Below are 15925 nucleotides of genomic sequence, written 5' to 3' on the forward strand. Positions count from 1 at the left end.
ATGGCGGCCTCAAAAATCGCAAAAGACGTTTTCGGAGCGCTGCCGGATGGCCGCAACGTCGAACGCATCGTGCTGCGCGGGGCTGGCGGGTTCGAGGCGCGCATTATCACCCACGGCGCGGTGCTGCAGGCGCTGATCGCGCCGGACGCGACGGGCGGTCACGACGACGTCGTGCTCGGCCATGACGCGTTCGCCGGTTATCTCGTCGAACGGAAGTTTTTTGGCGCGACGGTCGGCCGCTATGCCAACCGTATCGCCAAGGGACGTTTTTCGCTTGACGGCGAAACGGTGCAGCTTCCCGTCAACAACGGTCCGAATGCGCTGCATGGCGGCTTGGACGGATTTGATCGGAAGCTCTGGGAGATTGCCGAGATCGACGAGGGCGCGGAGCCCGCGGTTACGCTCACCTATGTCAGCGCGCCTGGCGAGGAGAACTATCCCGGACGGCTCGATGTGCGCCTGACCTATCGCGTCACCGGCCCGACCGAGCTGTCGCTGAGCATGGAGGCGCGGACGGACCGGCCGACCATCGTCAACCTGACCAATCACAGCTTCTTCAATCTGGAAGGCGCGACGTCGGGCACGCCGATCCTCGACCACCTGCTGACGGTCGCGGCCGAGCATTTTCTCGCGATCGATCCGACCGCAATTCCGCTGCCCGAGCCGCCGCGGGCGGTCGCCGGAACGCCCTTCGACTTTCGCACGGCAAGACCGGTGGGCGAGCGCATCCGCGAGAACGATCAGCAACTGCGCAACGGCAAGGGCTACGACCACACCTACTGCCTTACGCGCGACGGCAAGCTTCGTCTTGCGGCACGGCTGGAGGCGCCTCGCTCGGGGCGTGTCATGGAGCTCTTCACCGATCAGCCCGGTCTTCAGGTCTATTCCGGCAACTATCTCGACGGCACGATTGCGGGGAAGGACGGCAAGCTCTACCGGCAGTCGGACGCCATGTGTCTCGAGCCGCACATCTGGCCGGACGCGCCGAACCGGCCGGATTTTCCGAGCCCGCGCCTTGCGCCGGACGAAGTCTATCGGCATCACACGGTCTATCGGTTTGCTGTGAGGTCGCCATGATGGAACAGGTGCCGACGTCCGTTCTCTCTCCCGAGCCTTGCCATCTCGGCGAAGGGCCGACCTATGATGTGACCACTGACACCGCCTGGTGGTTCGACATCCGCGAAGGGCGGCTGTTCGAGGCGCAGCTCGGGAGCGGCGAGATCCGCGTCCACGCGCTCGGCCGGATGGCGAGCGCACTCGGGCGCGTCGATGCCGAACGCCAGTTGATCGTCGCGGAAGACGGGCTCTACATCCGCCAGATCGCCGACGGCGCAATGACGCTGCTTTGTCCGCTCGAAGCCGACAATCCTGCCACGCGCTCCAACGATGCTCGTGTGCACCAGTCCGGCACGTTCTGGATCGGCACCATGGGCCGCAAGGCCGAACCGGGGGCCGGCGCAATCTATGCTTTCCATCGCGGCAAGATCTCGATGCTGTTCCCTCGCATCAGCATCCCCAATTCGATCTGCTTCTCGCCGGATGGCGCCATCGGCTACTTCGCCGACACCGCGCGCGCCGTGCTCTATACCGTTCCGCTCAATCCGGCCACGGGATTGCCGCGCGCCGAGCCCGAGGTGCTGCTGCGCCACACCGGCATCGGCGGGCTCGATGGCTCGGTGTGCGACGCCGAGGGTCAGATCTGGAACGCCTGCTGGGGCGCTGGCCGCATCGACATCTACAGTCCGCAGGGCGAGCGCCTGCGCTCGTTGCACGTGCCGGCAAGGCAGGCGAGCTGTCCCGCCTTCGTCGGGCCCGATCTGTCGCGCCTGCTCGTCACCTCCGCCTGGCAGGACATGGACGCGGCCGCGCGTGTCGCCGATCCGCAAGCTGGCCGCACCTTTCTGCTCGAGGCATCCGCGCGCGGTCGCGCGGAGCCCGACGTCAAGCTCGCATAGGAGATTTCGAACCAGGACACACCGCGTTCTCGACCACACGACAACAGTCTGACACCCAAGGGAGTGAAACATGCAGAAACTGAAGACGACGTTCCTTGCGCTTGCGTTTGCGAGTGCCGCCGCGATGGCCACGGGCACCCCCGCGTCCGCCCAGGACAAGGCGACCGTGGGCATCGCCATGCCGACCAAATCCTCCGCGCGATGGATCGATGACGGCAACAACATGGTCAAGGTGCTGAAGGAGCGCGGCTACAACACCGACCTGCAATATGCCGAGGACGACATTCCGAACCAGCTCTCGCAGGTCGAGAACATGGTGACGAAGGGCGCCAAGGCGCTGGTGATCGCCGCGATCGACGGCACCACGCTCTCCGACGTGCTCAAGCAGGCCAAGGCCAAGGGCATCACCGTGATCGCCTATGACCGCCTGATCCGCGGTACGCCGAATGTCGACTACTACGCGACCTTCGACAATTTCCAGGTCGGGGTGCTCCAGGCGGAGTCGATCGTGCAGGGACTTGGCCTCAAGGAGGGCAAGGGTCCCTTCAACATCGAGCTGTTCGGCGGCTCGCCGGACGACAACAACGCCTACTTCTTCTACAACGGCGCGATGAGTGTGCTGAAGCCGTATATCGACAGCGGCAAGCTCGTCGTCGTCTCCGGCCAGATGGGCATGGACAAGGTCGCGACTCTGCGTTGGGATGGCGCCACCGCGCAGGCCCGCATGGACAATCTGCTCAGCGCCTACTACGGCAACAAGAAGGTCAATGCAGTGCTGTCGCCCTATGACGGCCTCTCGATCGGCATCATCTCGTCGCTCAAGGGCGTCGGCTACGGCAGCGCCGATCAGCCGATGCCGATCATCAGCGGCCAGGACGCCGAAGTGCCCTCGATCAAGGCGATGCTGCGCGGCGATCAGTACTCGACCATCTTCAAGGACACCCGCGACCTCGCCAAGGTGACCGCCGACATGGTCGACGCGGCGCTCGCCGGCAAGCAGGTCACCGTCAACGACACCAAGACCTATGAGAACGGCGCCAAGACGGTGCCGTCCTACCTGCTGAAGCCGGTCGTGGTCTACAAGGACAATTGGGAGAAGATCCTGGTTGACAGCGGCTACTACAAGAAGTCGCAATTCCAGTAGGAGTCACTCTCCCTCTCCCCGCTTGCGGGAGAGGGTCGGGGTGAGGGGGAGCCTCCGCAAGGGAGGTGGCAAAGGGACTCGCGGAGACTCCCCCTCACCAGAAATCCGCGCGGCGCGCGCATTTCGGCCTCTCCGCGCGCGGGGAGACGCGAAGTAAGGGACACGACGCAATGACTGCAATGCTGGAAATGCGCAACGTCAGCAAGAGTTTTGCCGGTGTGCAGGCGCTGCGCGACGTCAATTTCTCGGTCGAGGCCGGGCAGATCCATGCCCTGGTCGGCGAGAACGGCGCCGGCAAGTCCACGCTGATGAAGGTGCTGAGCGGGGTCTATCCGCACGGCAGCTACGAGGGCACCATCGTCTTCGACGATGAGGAGCGCCGCTTCCGCGACATCAACGATTCCGAAGCGCTCGGCATCATCATCATCCACCAGGAGCTGGCGCTGATCCCGCTGATGTCGATCGCGGAGAACATCTTCCTGTCGCATCCGCCCTCGAAGCTCGGCGTCATCGATCGCGACGAGGTATACCGGCGCACGCGGGAGCTTCTCGCACAAGTCGGCTTGAGAGAATCGCCCGACACGCTGATCACCGATCTTGGCGTCGGCAAGCAGCAGCTCGTCGAAATCGCAAAGGCGCTGTCCAAGCGGGTGCGGATGCTGATCCTGGACGAGCCGACCGCGAGCCTCAACGAAGCCGATAGTGCGGCGCTGCTGGAGCGCCTGATGCAATTCCGGGAGCAGGGCATCGGTTCGATCCTGATCTCGCACAAGCTGAACGAGGTCGCCCGCGTCGCCGACCACATCACCGTCCTGCGTGACGGCCGCACCGTCGACAGTATCGATTGCCGCGCCGAACCGGTCGAGGAAGACCGCATCATTCGCAGCATGGTCAACCGCGATCTCGCCCATCGCTTTCCCGAGCGCAGCGCGACGATCGGCGAGCCCGTGCTCGAGGTCTCGAACTGGTCGGTCTACCATCCGATCCATCCCGAACGGCAGGTGATCAAGAACGTCGGTTTCAGCGTCAAGCGCGGTGAGGTCGTGGGCATCGCCGGGCTGATGGGCGCGGGCCGCACCGAGTTCGCCATGAGCCTGTTCGGCCGTTCCTGGGGCACCAATGTCAGTGGCAGTCTCCGGCTCGAGGGCGGGGACATGGTGTTGCCGAGCGTGGCGGCCGCGATCGACGCGGGCCTTGCCTATGTCACCGAGGACCGAAAGCAGCTCGGGCTGATCCTTGCCGACGACGTGCGAAAGAACATCACGCTGGCAAGCCTCGATCAGGTCGCGCCCGGCCGGGTGATCGACGATATCGCCGAGCTGAAGGTCGCCAGCGACTATCGGAACCGGATGCGGATCCGCTGCTCCGACGTCTACCAGGAGACCGGCCAGCTCTCCGGCGGCAACCAGCAGAAGGTCGTGCTGTCGAAATGGCTGATGACCGACCCCAAGGTACTGATCCTGGACGAGCCTACCAGGGGCATCGACGTCGGTGCGAAATACGAGATTTACTGTATCATCAACGAGCTCGCGGAAGCCGGGCGTGGCGTCGTGGTGATCTCCTCGGAAATGCCCGAGTTGCTCGGCATCTGCGATCGCATCTGCGTCATGAACGACGGTGCTTTCGTCGGCGAGTTTCCGGCAACCGAGGCGACGCAGGAGAAGATCATGCGCGCCATCATGCGCAACGACAGAAACTATGAGAGCGGCGAGCCTGAGGCCGCGGAGATGGGAGGATCGCAGCCATGACCGACAAGACGGTTTCGCTGCCCGAGGAGCGCCGGCACGGCAGTTTCATCAAGAACAACTTACGCAACTACGGCATGCTGATATCGCTGGTTGCGATCATGCTGTTCTTCCAGGTCGTCACCGGCGGAACGCTGCTCCAGCCGCTCAACCTGACCAACCTCGTGCTGCAGAACAGCTACATCGTCATCATGGCGCTGGGCATGCTGCTGGTGATCGTGACCGGCCATATCGACCTCTCGGTCGGCTCGGTCGCAGGCTTCATCGGCGCCGTGGCCGCCGTGCTCATGGTGACGTACAAGGTGGACTACACGCTCGCCTTCATCGCCTGCCTCCTGGTCGGCGCTGCCATCGGTGCGGCGCAGGGCTATTGGGTAGCTTACTTCAAGATACCGTCCTTCATCGTGACGCTGGCCGGCATGCTCGTGTTCAAGGGCCTTGCGCTGGCGGTGTTGCAGGGCCAGTCGCTCGGGCCGTTCCCGCCGACCTTCCAGAAGCTGTCGTCGGGCTTCATCCCGGAACTTCTGCCCGAGACCGGCACGCTGCATCCGACTTCGATGCTGATCGGTGCGGTGCTGGCCCTGGCGCTGGTCTATGCCAGCGCCAAGAGCCGCTCGCGCGAGCAGTCGCATGGCATCGAGGTCGAGCCTTACGCGTTCTTCCTCGGCAAGAGCGTCGTGCTCGCCTGTGCCGTGCTCTATTTCACCTATCTGATCGCGACCTATCGCGGCCTGCCGAACGTGCTGGTGATCATGAGCGCCCTGATCGCGCTCTACGGTTTCGTCACCCGTCGCACCGTGATCGGGCGCCAGATCTATGCCGTCGGCGGCAATGCCAAGGCGGCAAAGCTGTCGGGCATCAAGACCGAACGGCTGACCTTCTTCACCTTCGTCAACATGGGCGTGCTTGCCGCGCTTGCCGGCCTGGTCTTTGCCGCGCGTCTCAACACCGCGACCCCGAAGGCAGGTCTCGGCTTCGAGCTCGACGTCATCGCCGCCTGCTTCATCGGCGGTGCCTCGGCCTATGGCGGGGTGGGGCGCGTCGGCGGTGCCGTGGTCGGCGCCATGATCATGGGCGTGATGAACAACGGCATGTCGATCCTCGGCATCGGCATCGACTACCAGCAGGTCATCAAGGGCCTGGTGCTGCTCGGGGCCGTCTGCATCGACGTGTATAATCAGCGGCGGTGAGGGCAAGGACTCACGCAGGGTGGGCGGAGGCGACAAAACGCCGTGCCCACCATCTTTCGCCGGCCAACCGGTGGACACATTTTCGCCTTCGAACACGCAGAGCGTCTCGGAACGAGACGGAACCACGCCGGCGTGTACCATTGATCTAGATCAACCAACAGGCAAGTCCGTGCTAATTTCATGCGGCTGACGCAAGGGATCGCGGGGAACTTGAGTGACGAGTACACTGAGATCATCGCCGGCTTCGGAGGTGTTGCTGGTCTCGACATTGCCGGCGTTGCAACTGATCTACGATACCGCCCCGATCGGGCTTGCCTGTCTGTCGCCGGACTGCCGATATCTCCTGATCAACCAGCGTCTCACCGAAATCTGCGGCATATCCGTCGAGGGGCATCTCGGGCACTCCGTCAGGGACTGCGTGCCGGCCCTGGCGGATTCCGTCGAAGAGATCGTGCGCTCGATCATGGAGACCGGCGACCCGGTCATCGGCATCGAGGTCGCGGGGCAGCGGGCCGATCAGGTCGAGGAGCGCTCCTGGGTCACCTATTGGCATCCGCTGCGAATGCCCAATGGTGAAGTCGTTGCGGTCAACGTCGCGGCCGAGGAGATTACCGAACGCAAGCGCGCCGAGCGGGAGATCCGCAGCGCCAAGGATGCAGCCGAGAGGGCTCTTCGCCATTTGCGCGACATCCAGGATTCCTTGATCGAGGCGGAAAAGCTTGCTGCGCTCGGGCGGATGGTTGCGGGTGTCGCCCACGAGATCAACACGCCGCTCGGCAGCAGCCTGACGGTTGCCTCGACGCTCCAGCGCAAGGCCGAGCAGTTCGCGGCAGAAGTTGCGCGGGGCAGTCTCAAGCGTTCAACCCTGACCGGGTTTCTGGAGCTGGTCAGCGATGCTTCTGCGCAGCTGGTTACCAATCTCGGCCGGGCGGCCGAGCGCGTTCAATCCTTCAAGCAGGTGGCGGCCGACCAAACCGAATCCTATCGACGGCACTTTGACGCTGGCGAGCTGACGGGCCAGGTTCTCTCTCAATTCGAGCGGCAGCTGCGAACGCACGACATCGCGCTCAGCTTCCGCTGCGAGTCTGATCTTGCCATGGACAGTTACCCCGGGCCCTTCGGTCAGGTCCTGACCAATCTCGCCGTCAATTCGATGACGCATGCCTTTTCCGGCGGCCGTACCGGGAGCATCAATGTCTCGTTGCGCGCGGCTGACCGCGAACATGTCGAGCTCCTGTTCGCTGACGACGGCTGTGGCATGGCTCCGGACGTGGAGCGGCGAGCCTTCGATCCGTTCTTCACGACGCGCCGGCATGACGGGGCGAGCGGCCTCGGGCTGCATATCGTCCACAGCATCGTCGTGGATCGATTGGGCGGACAGCTCCGTCTCGAGAGCCAGCCCGGCGCGGGCACCTCGTTTCAACTCATCTTGCCGAGAGTGGCCCCCGATCGACGCGCGGGTGACATCGACGATTGATGGCGTCCTGGGCTTGAGCGCTTATCTTCAGGATTGCAGCACGGGAACCAGCCCGTAGCGGAGCATCGTTTCCTTCAGCTTTGCCGGGTCGGGCGTACCGGACAAGAGCAGAGCCGCCATTTCCTTGAAGTATCGTGGGCCAAGCACGCCCGGGCTGAGGATGCACAGGCAGGTCGCCGGGCGGGGCGAACGGTTGGTGAAGCCGTGCACCGCGCCGCGCTTGATAAACACGGTTTCGCCCGGGGCCACGTCGATGTCGTTTCCATCGATCCGCCAGGTCGAGATCCCGCTCAGTCCGTAGATCGTCTCGTCCCAGCGGTCGTGATAATGCGGGATCGGCATGCGGGCGTTCGGCTGGAGCGTCATCTCGAACAGATCGAGGCTGCCGGCGGTGTCGTACTTCGTCTGCAGAAAGGTCAGCTGCACGGCGCCAAGATTGATGATCTCAGGCATGGCGAACTCGTGGGGTAGAGGGCGATCACCAATACTAGCGCGCTGCGGCCATAAGCCAAAGGGCTCTCTCATAGGGGGCGGCAGCGGACGCCTAGCTCATCCTGCGATCATTGCGTCGTGAAGAGCACCACCGCGATTGCGACGGACAGGCCGACCGCGGATACGGTTGCCACGGTCGACAGCACGCCCATTCTCCTGAGCGCCACCGCGAACAGGATGATGATGGGGGTGGCGGTCACCAGCCCGAATTGTGCTTCGCTCATGATCGTCGTCCGCCGTTCCCTGGAACTTCGAGGCTGAGACTGTTCCTACGGCCGTGCCGCCGATCGGACGTTGCGCCGGGGCAAACAACTTCATCTCGGCTGCCTTGTTTGTCGGGGATCAAATCCGGATTGGGACGTGTGGGCTAAGGCTGACCGGTGTCCTGATCCGGAGAGCAGATGTCGACAGCTGATTGCGAACAACAGGAAGCCGGCTGGGGCATCTTGGAAGATCTCCCCGGCGATCCCATGATCTGGGTGCTGATCTTCAGCGAGCTTGCCGCCTTCGGTTTGTTCCTCGGCGCCTTCGTGGTCGCTCGGCTGATCCATCCTGCGGTGTTCGCGGCAGGGCAGGCGGCCCTTGATTCTCGCCTTGCCGGACTCAATACGGTCGTCCTGGTGACAAGCGGCTGGGCGGCCGCGCACGGCACGGCTGCCGCACGCCTAGGCAAGAAGCGGGTTTCGCGCGGCTGGCTCGTGGGGGCGATGGCGCTCGGCGGGCTCTTCGTGGCGATCAAGCTCGTGGAATATGGCGGAGAGATCGGCAGCGGCATTGGCCTGGAAACCAGCACGTTCTTCACGCTGTACTTTCTCCTGACCGGCTTTCACCTCCTGCATGTCTGCCTCGGCATCGTCATCCTTGCCGTGGTCTGCCGCCGCGCGGAGGTGGTCGGCGTCGAAACCGGATCCGCGTTCTGGCACATGGTCGATCTGATCTGGATCGTCATGTTCCCGCTTCTCTATCTGGTGCGATGATGCCCGACCGTCTCGACATGACGTGGATCGTGCTGATCGGCCTCGCGCTCGCGACCATTTTGGTGCCATCGCTCGTGCCGCGTCCGCTGCTCGCCAACGCTCTGCTGCTTGCGCTCGCAGCTATGAAGGGGCGGCGGATCGTGCTCGATTATCTCGATCTGCGCGCTGCGCCGGCGCTGTGGCGCGGCCTCGTGACTGCGTGGATCGTCATCCTCGTTCTGTTGGCATGGCTCGGCTCCGCCGCCGTCGCCTTGATCTGACGACGAGCGCGCCATCGTCGCACTCATTGCGCCCAGACAAAGAACCGGCCGTGCCGACCGGCAATAAAAACCATCATCGTTCTCTCGGACTCAAATCGGAAAGGATTGGCAATGGCTGAACGCCTGACCAAGTCGGCGGCACGAAACGTCTTCTACGGCGGATCGGCCTTTTTCTTCGCCATCTTCATAGGGCTGACCGCGCACAGCCACTACTACATGGTCACGAGCTCGACCGACGCGCCGACGCTGACGGCGTCGGTCGCGCGCGGCAAGCATGTCTGGGAGAGGAACTCCTGCATCAACTGCCATACCCTGCTCGGCGAGGGCGCCTATTTCGCGCCCGAAGTCGGCAATGTCTGGGATCGCTGGGGCGGCAAGGAGGATCCCGACGGCGCGCGTGAGACGCTGAAGGCCTGGATGCAGGCGCAGCCGTCCGGTGCGCCGGGCCGGCGGCAGATGCCGCAGTTCAATCTCACCGACCAGGAGCTCAATGATCTCGCCGACTTCCTGCAGTGGACGAGCACGATCAAGCGCCAGAACTGGCCGCCGAACAAGGCCGGCTGAGCACCCGCGACCAGATCTCAAGACAGAGAGCACTTCGATGAAATATCAGACCCAGAAAGTCGCGATGCTGTATTTCTACGGCGCGCTGACGTTGTTCCTCGCCCAGGTCGCCTTCGGCCTCCTCGCCGGGACCATCTACGTCCTGCCCAACACCCTGTCGGTCCTCCTGCCGTTCAACATCGTCAGGATGATCCACACCAATGCGCTGATCGTGTGGTCCCTGATCGGCTTCATGGGCGCGACCTACTACCTGCTGCCGGAGGAAACCGAGAACGAGCTGTTCAGCCCGTTGCTGGCAAAGATCCAGTTCTGGATGTTCTTTGGCGCAGCCGGTATCGCCGTGGTCGGCTATCTCTTCCACTACCACGAGGGCCGCGAGTTCCTCGAGCAGCCCTTCATCATCAAGGTCGGCATCGTCGTCGTCTGCCTGATGTTCCTGTTCAACGTGACGATGACGGCGCTCAAGGGACGCAAGACCACGGTCACGAATATTCTGCTGTTCGGCCTGTGGGGCGTCGCGATCTTCTTCCTGTTCGCCTTCTACAACCCGGCCAATCTCGCCGTCGACAAGATGTACTGGTGGTACGTCGTTCACCTCTGGGTCGAAGGCGTCTGGGAGCTGATCATGGCGTCCGTGCTCGCCTTCCTGATGATCAAGCTCAACGGCATCGACCGCGAGGTGGTCGAGAAGTGGCTCTACGTCATCATCGGGCTCGCGCTGTTCTCCGGCATTCTCGGCACCGGCCATCACTTCTACTGGATCGGCGCCCCCGGCTACTGGCAGTGGATCGGCTCGCTGTTCTCCACGCTTGAGGTCGCACCGTTCTTCACCATGGTGATCTTCACCGTGCAGATGACCTGGAAGGCGGGACGCAAGCATCCGAACCGCGCGGCTCTGCTGTGGTCGGTCGGCTGTTCGGTGATGGCGTTCCTCGGGGCCGGCGTCTGGGGCTTCCTGCACACGCTGTCATCCGTGAACTACTACACCCACGGCACGCAGGTGACGGCCGCGCACGGACATCTCGCTTTCTTCGGTGCGTATGTGATGCTGAATCTCGCGGTGATGGCCTATGCGATCCCGCAGCTCAAGGGACGTGCGCCCTATAACCAGTGGCTCAGCATGACGAGCTTCTGGATCATGTGCACGGCCATGATGACCATGACTTTTGCGCTGACCTTCGCCGGCGTGATCCAGGTCCATCTCCAGCGCGTGCTCGGCCAGAGCTACATGGACGTGCAGGACCAGCTCGCGATGTTCTACTGGGTCCGCCTCGGCTCCGGCGTGTTCGTCGCGATCGCCGCTCTGATGTTCGTCTGGGCGGTGCTGGTGCCCGGCCGCGAGAAGCAGGCGGTCATCCCCGCCGCGCTGCAACCCGCCGAATAGGCGCGAGGCGGCCGCGCAAGGAAAGTGCGGCCGTCTTCTCAGGAATTCCGGAGACTGATCATGAAATCTGCACTTCACGCCGTGATGGCGCCAGCACCCGAGCTTCCGGCCTATGTCGCAAGCGGCAACGAATGCGCGCTGTTCGAGCATGCGTGGCGGCATCGCCTGCCGGTTCTTTTGAAGGGGCCGACCGGGTGCGGCAAGACGCGCTTCGTCGCGCACATGGCGGCGCGGCTGGGCTTGCCGCTCCACACCGTCGCCTGCCACGACGATCTCACCGCCGCCGATCTCACCGGCCGCTATCTGCTGAGGGGCGGTGATACCGTGTGGACCGATGGTCCCTTGACGCGCGCGGTGCGGGAGGGCGGCATCTGCTATCTCGACGAGGTGGTGGAGGCGCGCAAGGACGTGACCGTCGTCCTGCATCCGCTCACCGACGACCGCCGCATCCTGCCGCTGGAGCGCACCGGCGAGGAGCTCGCGGCGCCCGCGGGCTTCATGCTCGTGGTCTCCTACAATCCCGGCTACCAGACGCTGCTCAAGGCGCTGAAGCCGTCGACGCGGCAGCGCTTCGTCGCCATCGAGTTCGGCTTCCTGCCGCCGGAGCAGGAGGTCGCGGTGGTGGCGGCCGAGAGCGGGCTCGCAGCGGAGCGCGTGCGGCCGCTGGTCGTGCTTGCCGGTCGTCTGCGGGCACTGAAGGGGCATGACCTGGAGGAGGGCGTCTCGACACGGCTCGTCGTCTATTGCGCGACGCTGATCGCGGCCGGCGTCTCGATTGCCGATGCTGTGCTGGCGGGCATGATCGAGCCGCTGACCGACGATGCCGACGTCAAGGCGGCGCTGCTCGACGTTGCGCGCGCCGTGATCTCCTGAGGTGGACGATGCTCGATTTCCTCGAGCTTGAAGAAACCGTCGGTCGCGCCTGGCATCGCCTGGTCGGCGGCACCGCGAGCTACCCGGTCCATGCCGAGCATGCGGTAACGCTTGCGGACGTCCGCCCACGGATCGCGGTGATGTTCCGCGCGCTCGGCGGCGAGGGCGGCGTCCAGATCGCCAGCGCCAGTGCCCGCCGCGCGGGGCATCGGCTCGGATGGCGCCAGCGCATCGGGCTCGGCGACGAACGCATCGAGCAGCCGGGGCGCGATGCCGTGTCCATCTTCCTGCCGGACCGGATCGCGATCTTCGCCGATCGCGCGCTGAACGCTGCGCTGTACCGATGGCTCGCCGCGTGGTTCGCATTCGCTCCGGCCGAAGCGATCGAGGAAGTCGATCCGTTGCGGCGCGATCTCCTGATGTTGCGGCGGGCCAGCGAGATTGCGGTCCTTGTGCTGACGGAGTGCCCGGGCCTGTTCGACGATTACGCACGGCTCGCCGCAGCAACGGCCATGGCCCGGCCGCGCCGACCATTGCCGCGCATCGAACAGGAGATGGAGCAGATCGTGCTCGCCCTGCTTGGCGCTGATGCGCCGCCGGCAGGCAAGCTATGGCCGGCCATGATGGGGACGGGGTCACTGCCGGAGAGGGCGCCGCCGGGATATCGCGCCATCCTGCCATGTCCGCTGTGGGGCGATTGCTGGACGCGCGACCTCGCGCCGGCGGGGATGTGCGACGACGAGGCTGGCGATAGCGCGGCGGCCGCGCCGTCGGATGACCGCAAACGCTTCGCGGTCCGCGAGGGCGACGATGGTGCCAACCGCCGCGATCCTTTCGTGCTCAACCGCTTCGAGAAGATTCTAGCGATGGCCGAGATGGTCAATGTCGACCGTCCCGCCGACGACAGTGAAGATGAGGACGCGCAGAAGGCGGCCGACGATCTCGACGAGATCACACTCGGACGCCGGAGCGGCAAGCCCGCAACCAGGCTCAAATTCGATCTCGACCTGCCGCCGGAGGCCATTGATGCTTCGCGGCTCGCGGCGGGCCTGACCTATCCGGAATGGGATTATCGCAGCGGAACCTATCTGCCGGATCATTGCCGCGTGCTCGCGGGCGATGCGTCCGAGACCGGCGAGAGCTGGCTGCCGGATGAGAGCATGCGCCGTCACATCCGCCAGGTGCGGCGGAGGTTCGAGGTGTTGCGACCGCGTCACGAGCTGATGCGGGCGCAGGCGGACGGACACGAGCTCGATCTCGACGCGCTGGTGCGCGCACGCTGCGATCTGCGGGCCGGCAGCGGCGGGCTCGATCGCGTTCATCTGGCGATGCGGCCCCAGGGCCACGATCTCGCCGTCACCCTGCTGGTCGACGTCTCGCTCTCGACCGATGCGTGGGTCGATAATCACCGCGTGCTGGATGTCGAGAAGGAGGCGCTGCTGGTGCTCGCCCATGGGCTCTCTGCCTGTGGCGATCACCACAGCATTCTGACCTTCACCTCGCGCCGTCGGTCCTGGGTGCGGTTAGAGACCATCAAGGCCTTCGGCGAGCCGATGAGCGGGACGGTGGAGCGCCGGATCGGCGCGCTGAAGCCCGGCTATTACACGAGGATCGGCGCGGCGGTGCGTCACGCCTCGGCCGAGCTCGCGCGGCAGCCCCAGCGCAAGAAGCTGCTCCTGGTTCTGACCGACGGCAAGCCCAACGATGTCGATCATTACGAGGGACGCTTTGCCATCGAGGACACCCGCAAATCCGTGCAGGAGACGCGGCGGCTCGGCATCGCCGTGTTCGGCGTGACGATCGATGCGACGGCGCAGTGCTATTTTCCGACGCTGTTCGGGCGCGGCGGCTATGCGATCGTCGGTAACATCCGCCGCTTGCCCTCCGCGCTGCCGGCGATTTACCGCCAGGTGGCGCATTAAGGCGCGGATAAGCCCGCGACGACGTGCCCCCGGTGAGCTATTGCCCATCGTTTGGGTATATGATCGAATGGCCGGATGGAAAACGGCCGGCCGAAGCCCGATCTGATCATCTTCGACTGCGACGGCGTGCTCGTCGACAGCGAGCTCTTGAGTTGCCGATGTCTGTCCGACGTGCTGGCCGAATTCGGCATCGCACTCAGCGAGGAGCAGGCGCTCGAGCTGTTTCTTGGACGCAGCACGAAGGCGGTCGCGCAGCACTACGGTGATCTCGGGCAGATCATTCCGGAAGGATTTTGGCCGCGGCTGAAGTCGCGTGTCCTGAAGACGTTTACCGCTTCGCTCGCGCCGATCCCGGGGGTGAGGGCCGTGGTGTCCGAACTGACGGCGCCGTTTTGCGTGGCGTCGTCGAGCGACATCGACCGCGTCTCGCTCTCGCTCGATGTCACCGGCCTCCGGCCGCATTTCGACGACCGCCTCTATACCGCGCAGATGGTGAAGCACGGCAAACCGGCGCCCGACCTCTTCCTTCACGCGGCGGCGAGAATGAAAACCGATCCGGCGCGCACGCTGGTGATCGAGGACAGCGTTAGCGGCGTGCAGGCGGCGAAGGCCGCCGGCATGACCGTCTGGGGATTTGTCGGCGGCAGCCATTATCGCGGCCGTGATGGCCGGGCTATATTGTCCGCTGCCGGGGCTGATCGGGTCTTCGCGCACATGACCGATTTCTGGAAGGACGTCTGACGCCCGCCATGGCCGCCGAGAATGAAAAATCCAGGCTCGATGACGCCGCGCGCGCGGGCTGGCTCTATTTCATCGCCGGCCATACGCAGGACGAGATCGCAAAAATGCTCCAGGTCTCGCGTGCGTCGGCTCAGCGCCTCGTCTCGCTGTGCCTCGCGGAACGGCTCATCACCTTCCGTCTCGAGCATCCCATTGCCGCCTGCATGGAGTTGGCGGCGCGATTGAAGGAGCGGTTCGACCTCGCCCATTGCGAGGTGGTGCCGGCCGATCCCGCGGCGCCGCAGGCAACGGCAGGAATCGCTGAACGCTGCGCCAATTTGCTGGACGCAACGCTGCGCTCGGAAACGCCAGTCATCGTCGCGCTCGGCACCGGGCGCGCGGTGCGCGCCGCGGTCGAGCGCGTCACGCCGATCGACCGGCCCAATCACCAGATCGTCTCGCTGGTCGGCAACATCTCGGCGGATGGCTCAGCGAGCTTCTACGACACCGTCGGCCGGCTCGCCGATCGCACCGGCGCGCGGCACTATCCGATGCCGCTGCCGTTCCTGATGTCGTCGGAGGACGAGCGCAACAAGATGGTCCGCATCGAGCCGATCGCGAAGGTCAAGGCGATCGCAGCCAAGGCCGACATGCGTCTCGTCGGCATCGGCCAGATGGACCAGAAGGCGCAGGTCCATGTCGACGGCTTCGTCACCCGCGACGAATTGTTCGAGATGATGCGGCTCGGCGCCATCGGCGAAATCACCGGCTGGGCGTATGACGCCAAGGGTCGCCTGCTGAAGGCCGGCACCAACAAGCGCCTGACCAGCATTCCTCCCGACGTGCCGGCCAAAACCTCGACGATCGGCGCCGCGGTCGGCACGGCAAAAGTTCCCGCGATCGCGGCCGCGCTGAACGGACGCCTGATCAACGGCCTGATCACCGACGAAGCGACGGCACGGGCGATCCTGGAGCGCTAGGCCGCTCTAGCCTCAGCGGGATTCGGCTTCCTCTCCCGCTTGCGGGAGAGGGGTGGGGAGAGAGTCTCTCCACTGGCAAGACTCCCCGAGAGGAGAAAGCCCTCACCCGCATCGCATCTTTCGATGCGATGCGACCTCTCCCGCAAGCGGGAGAGGTCGGGCAAGCCGCCGCCTGTTTGAAACAACTCCTATCCCTCCCGCACCGCAGCACTCATAAGTTGCGGGATCGCTCGTGCGCCTGC

The 15925-nt window shown here is 64.6% G+C and carries 16 protein-coding genes; 14 read left to right on the forward strand and 2 right to left on the reverse strand.

What is annotated here, in order from left to right; genetic code table 11:
* From AXW67_RS32585 to AXW67_RS32610, 6 genes are all read left to right on the forward strand, one after another.
* The gene (locus AXW67_RS32585) at nucleotides 1–1077 is read left to right on the forward strand and encodes an aldose epimerase family protein (protein ID WP_063681227.1); all 1077 of its coding nucleotides are present in this window, start codon (nucleotides 1–3) and stop codon (nucleotides 1075–1077) included.
* Entirely contained in the window at nucleotides 1077–1955 is an 879-nt protein-coding gene (locus AXW67_RS32590; protein WP_063681228.1) for an SMP-30/gluconolactonase/LRE family protein, read from the forward strand. The genes AXW67_RS32585 and AXW67_RS32590 overlap by 1 nt, the downstream gene beginning before the upstream one ends.
* A 70-nt stretch (nucleotides 1956–2025) precedes the next feature.
* On the forward strand, nucleotides 2026–3099 hold the full coding sequence (gene chvE, locus AXW67_RS32595) for a multiple monosaccharide ABC transporter substrate-binding protein (RefSeq protein WP_027554823.1): 1074 nt from the start codon (nucleotides 2026–2028) through the stop codon (nucleotides 3097–3099).
* 170 nt (nucleotides 3100–3269) lie between these two features.
* Nucleotides 3270–4847 (forward strand): multiple monosaccharide ABC transporter ATP-binding protein, encoded by a 1578-nt coding sequence (gene mmsA, locus AXW67_RS32600; RefSeq protein ID WP_063681229.1) that lies wholly within the window; start codon nucleotides 3270–3272, stop codon nucleotides 4845–4847.
* Nucleotides 4844–6034 carry a multiple monosaccharide ABC transporter permease gene (mmsB, locus tag AXW67_RS32605; protein ID WP_027554825.1) on the forward strand — a complete coding sequence of 397 codons (1191 nt, stop codon included), beginning with the start codon at nucleotides 4844–4846 and terminating at the stop codon, nucleotides 6032–6034. The genes mmsA and mmsB overlap by 4 nt, the downstream gene beginning before the upstream one ends.
* A gap of 214 nt (nucleotides 6035–6248) precedes the next feature.
* The gene (locus AXW67_RS32610) at nucleotides 6249–7511 is read left to right on the forward strand and encodes a sensor histidine kinase (RefSeq protein ID WP_245315796.1); all 1263 of its coding nucleotides are present in this window, start codon (nucleotides 6249–6251) and stop codon (nucleotides 7509–7511) included.
* 27 nt (nucleotides 7512–7538) lie between these two features.
* On the opposite strand, the gene AXW67_RS32615 is transcribed toward AXW67_RS32610, so the two are convergent.
* Nucleotides 7539–7964 (reverse strand): cupin domain-containing protein, encoded by a 426-nt coding sequence (locus tag AXW67_RS32615; RefSeq protein WP_063681230.1) that lies wholly within the window; start codon nucleotides 7962–7964, stop codon nucleotides 7539–7541.
* 107 nt (nucleotides 7965–8071) lie between these two features.
* Nucleotides 8072–8227 carry a hypothetical protein gene (locus AXW67_RS43370; RefSeq protein WP_198024794.1) on the reverse strand — a complete coding sequence of 52 codons (156 nt, stop codon included), beginning with the start codon at nucleotides 8225–8227 and terminating at the stop codon, nucleotides 8072–8074.
* A gap of 177 nt (nucleotides 8228–8404) precedes the next feature.
* Between AXW67_RS43370 and AXW67_RS32620 the strand changes: the two genes are divergently transcribed.
* From AXW67_RS32620 to AXW67_RS32655, 8 genes are all read left to right on the forward strand, one after another.
* Nucleotides 8405–8980: a cytochrome c oxidase subunit 3 family protein gene (locus tag AXW67_RS32620; protein WP_063681232.1), complete on the forward strand. Its 576-nt coding sequence runs from the start codon at nucleotides 8405–8407 to the stop codon at nucleotides 8978–8980.
* Nucleotides 8980–9240, forward strand: coding sequence for a cytochrome C oxidase subunit IV family protein (locus AXW67_RS32625; RefSeq protein ID WP_082908123.1), 261 nt, complete (start codon nucleotides 8980–8982; stop codon nucleotides 9238–9240). The genes AXW67_RS32620 and AXW67_RS32625 overlap by 1 nt, the downstream gene beginning before the upstream one ends.
* Nucleotides 9241–9351: 111 nt before the next feature.
* A complete protein-coding gene (locus tag AXW67_RS32630) occupies nucleotides 9352–9804 on the forward strand; it encodes a c-type cytochrome (protein WP_063681233.1) in 453 nt (150 codons plus the stop codon).
* Between the two features lie 37 nt (nucleotides 9805–9841).
* Nucleotides 9842–11188, forward strand: coding sequence for a cbb3-type cytochrome c oxidase subunit I (locus AXW67_RS32635; protein ID WP_063681234.1), 1347 nt, complete (start codon nucleotides 9842–9844; stop codon nucleotides 11186–11188).
* A 60-nt stretch (nucleotides 11189–11248) separates the two neighbouring features.
* Complete coding sequence (locus AXW67_RS32640) at nucleotides 11249–12061, forward strand: CbbQ/NirQ/NorQ/GpvN family protein (protein WP_063681236.1); 813 nt, start codon at nucleotides 11249–11251, stop codon at nucleotides 12059–12061.
* Between the two features lie 8 nt (nucleotides 12062–12069).
* The gene (locus AXW67_RS32645) at nucleotides 12070–13983 is read left to right on the forward strand and encodes a nitric oxide reductase activation protein NorD (protein ID WP_063681237.1); all 1914 of its coding nucleotides are present in this window, start codon (nucleotides 12070–12072) and stop codon (nucleotides 13981–13983) included.
* Nucleotides 13984–14058: 75 nt separating this feature from the next.
* Nucleotides 14059–14724, forward strand: a complete 666-nt coding sequence (locus AXW67_RS32650; protein WP_063681238.1) for an HAD family hydrolase — start codon at nucleotides 14059–14061, stop codon at nucleotides 14722–14724.
* A gap of 8 nt (nucleotides 14725–14732) precedes the next feature.
* Nucleotides 14733–15683: a sugar-binding transcriptional regulator gene (locus AXW67_RS32655; protein WP_027554835.1), complete on the forward strand. Its 951-nt coding sequence runs from the start codon at nucleotides 14733–14735 to the stop codon at nucleotides 15681–15683.
* Nucleotides 15684–15925 lie beyond the last annotated feature (242 nt).

It is taken from the genome of Bradyrhizobium neotropicale, from assembly GCF_001641695.1.
Lineage (GTDB): Bacteria > Pseudomonadota > Alphaproteobacteria > Rhizobiales > Xanthobacteraceae > Bradyrhizobium > Bradyrhizobium neotropicale.

What these genes read in the sequence shown, in the direction of transcription:
- mmsA (WP_063681229.1), top strand. Translation starts at nt 3,270, where the DNA reads ATGACTGCAATGCTGGAAATGCGCAACGTCAGCAAGAGTTTTGCCGGT.
- AXW67_RS32590 (WP_063681228.1), top strand. Translation starts at nt 1,077, where the DNA reads ATGGAACAGGTGCCGACGTCCGTTCTCTCTCCCGAGCCTTGCCATCTC.
- AXW67_RS32625 (WP_082908123.1), top strand. Translation starts at nt 8,980, where the DNA reads ATGCCCGACCGTCTCGACATGACGTGGATCGTGCTGATCGGCCTCGCG.
- AXW67_RS32585 (WP_063681227.1), top strand. Translation starts at nt 1, where the DNA reads ATGGCGGCCTCAAAAATCGCAAAAGACGTTTTCGGAGCGCTGCCGGAT.
- AXW67_RS32655 (WP_027554835.1), top strand. Translation starts at nt 14,733, where the DNA reads ATGGCCGCCGAGAATGAAAAATCCAGGCTCGATGACGCCGCGCGCGCG.
- AXW67_RS32650 (WP_063681238.1), top strand. Translation starts at nt 14,059, where the DNA reads ATGGAAAACGGCCGGCCGAAGCCCGATCTGATCATCTTCGACTGCGAC.
- AXW67_RS32645 (WP_063681237.1), top strand. Translation starts at nt 12,070, where the DNA reads ATGCTCGATTTCCTCGAGCTTGAAGAAACCGTCGGTCGCGCCTGGCAT.
- AXW67_RS32630 (WP_063681233.1), top strand. Translation starts at nt 9,352, where the DNA reads ATGGCTGAACGCCTGACCAAGTCGGCGGCACGAAACGTCTTCTACGGC.
- mmsB (WP_027554825.1), top strand. Translation starts at nt 4,844, where the DNA reads ATGACCGACAAGACGGTTTCGCTGCCCGAGGAGCGCCGGCACGGCAGT.
- AXW67_RS32615 (WP_063681230.1), bottom strand. Translation starts at nt 7,964, where the DNA reads ATGCCTGAGATCATCAATCTTGGCGCCGTGCAGCTGACCTTTCTGCAG.
- AXW67_RS32640 (WP_063681236.1), top strand. Translation starts at nt 11,249, where the DNA reads ATGAAATCTGCACTTCACGCCGTGATGGCGCCAGCACCCGAGCTTCCG.
- AXW67_RS43370 (WP_198024794.1), bottom strand. Translation starts at nt 8,227, where the DNA reads ATGAGCGAAGCACAATTCGGGCTGGTGACCGCCACCCCCATCATCATC.
- chvE (WP_027554823.1), top strand. Translation starts at nt 2,026, where the DNA reads ATGCAGAAACTGAAGACGACGTTCCTTGCGCTTGCGTTTGCGAGTGCC.
- AXW67_RS32620 (WP_063681232.1), top strand. Translation starts at nt 8,405, where the DNA reads ATGTCGACAGCTGATTGCGAACAACAGGAAGCCGGCTGGGGCATCTTG.
- AXW67_RS32635 (WP_063681234.1), top strand. Translation starts at nt 9,842, where the DNA reads ATGAAATATCAGACCCAGAAAGTCGCGATGCTGTATTTCTACGGCGCG.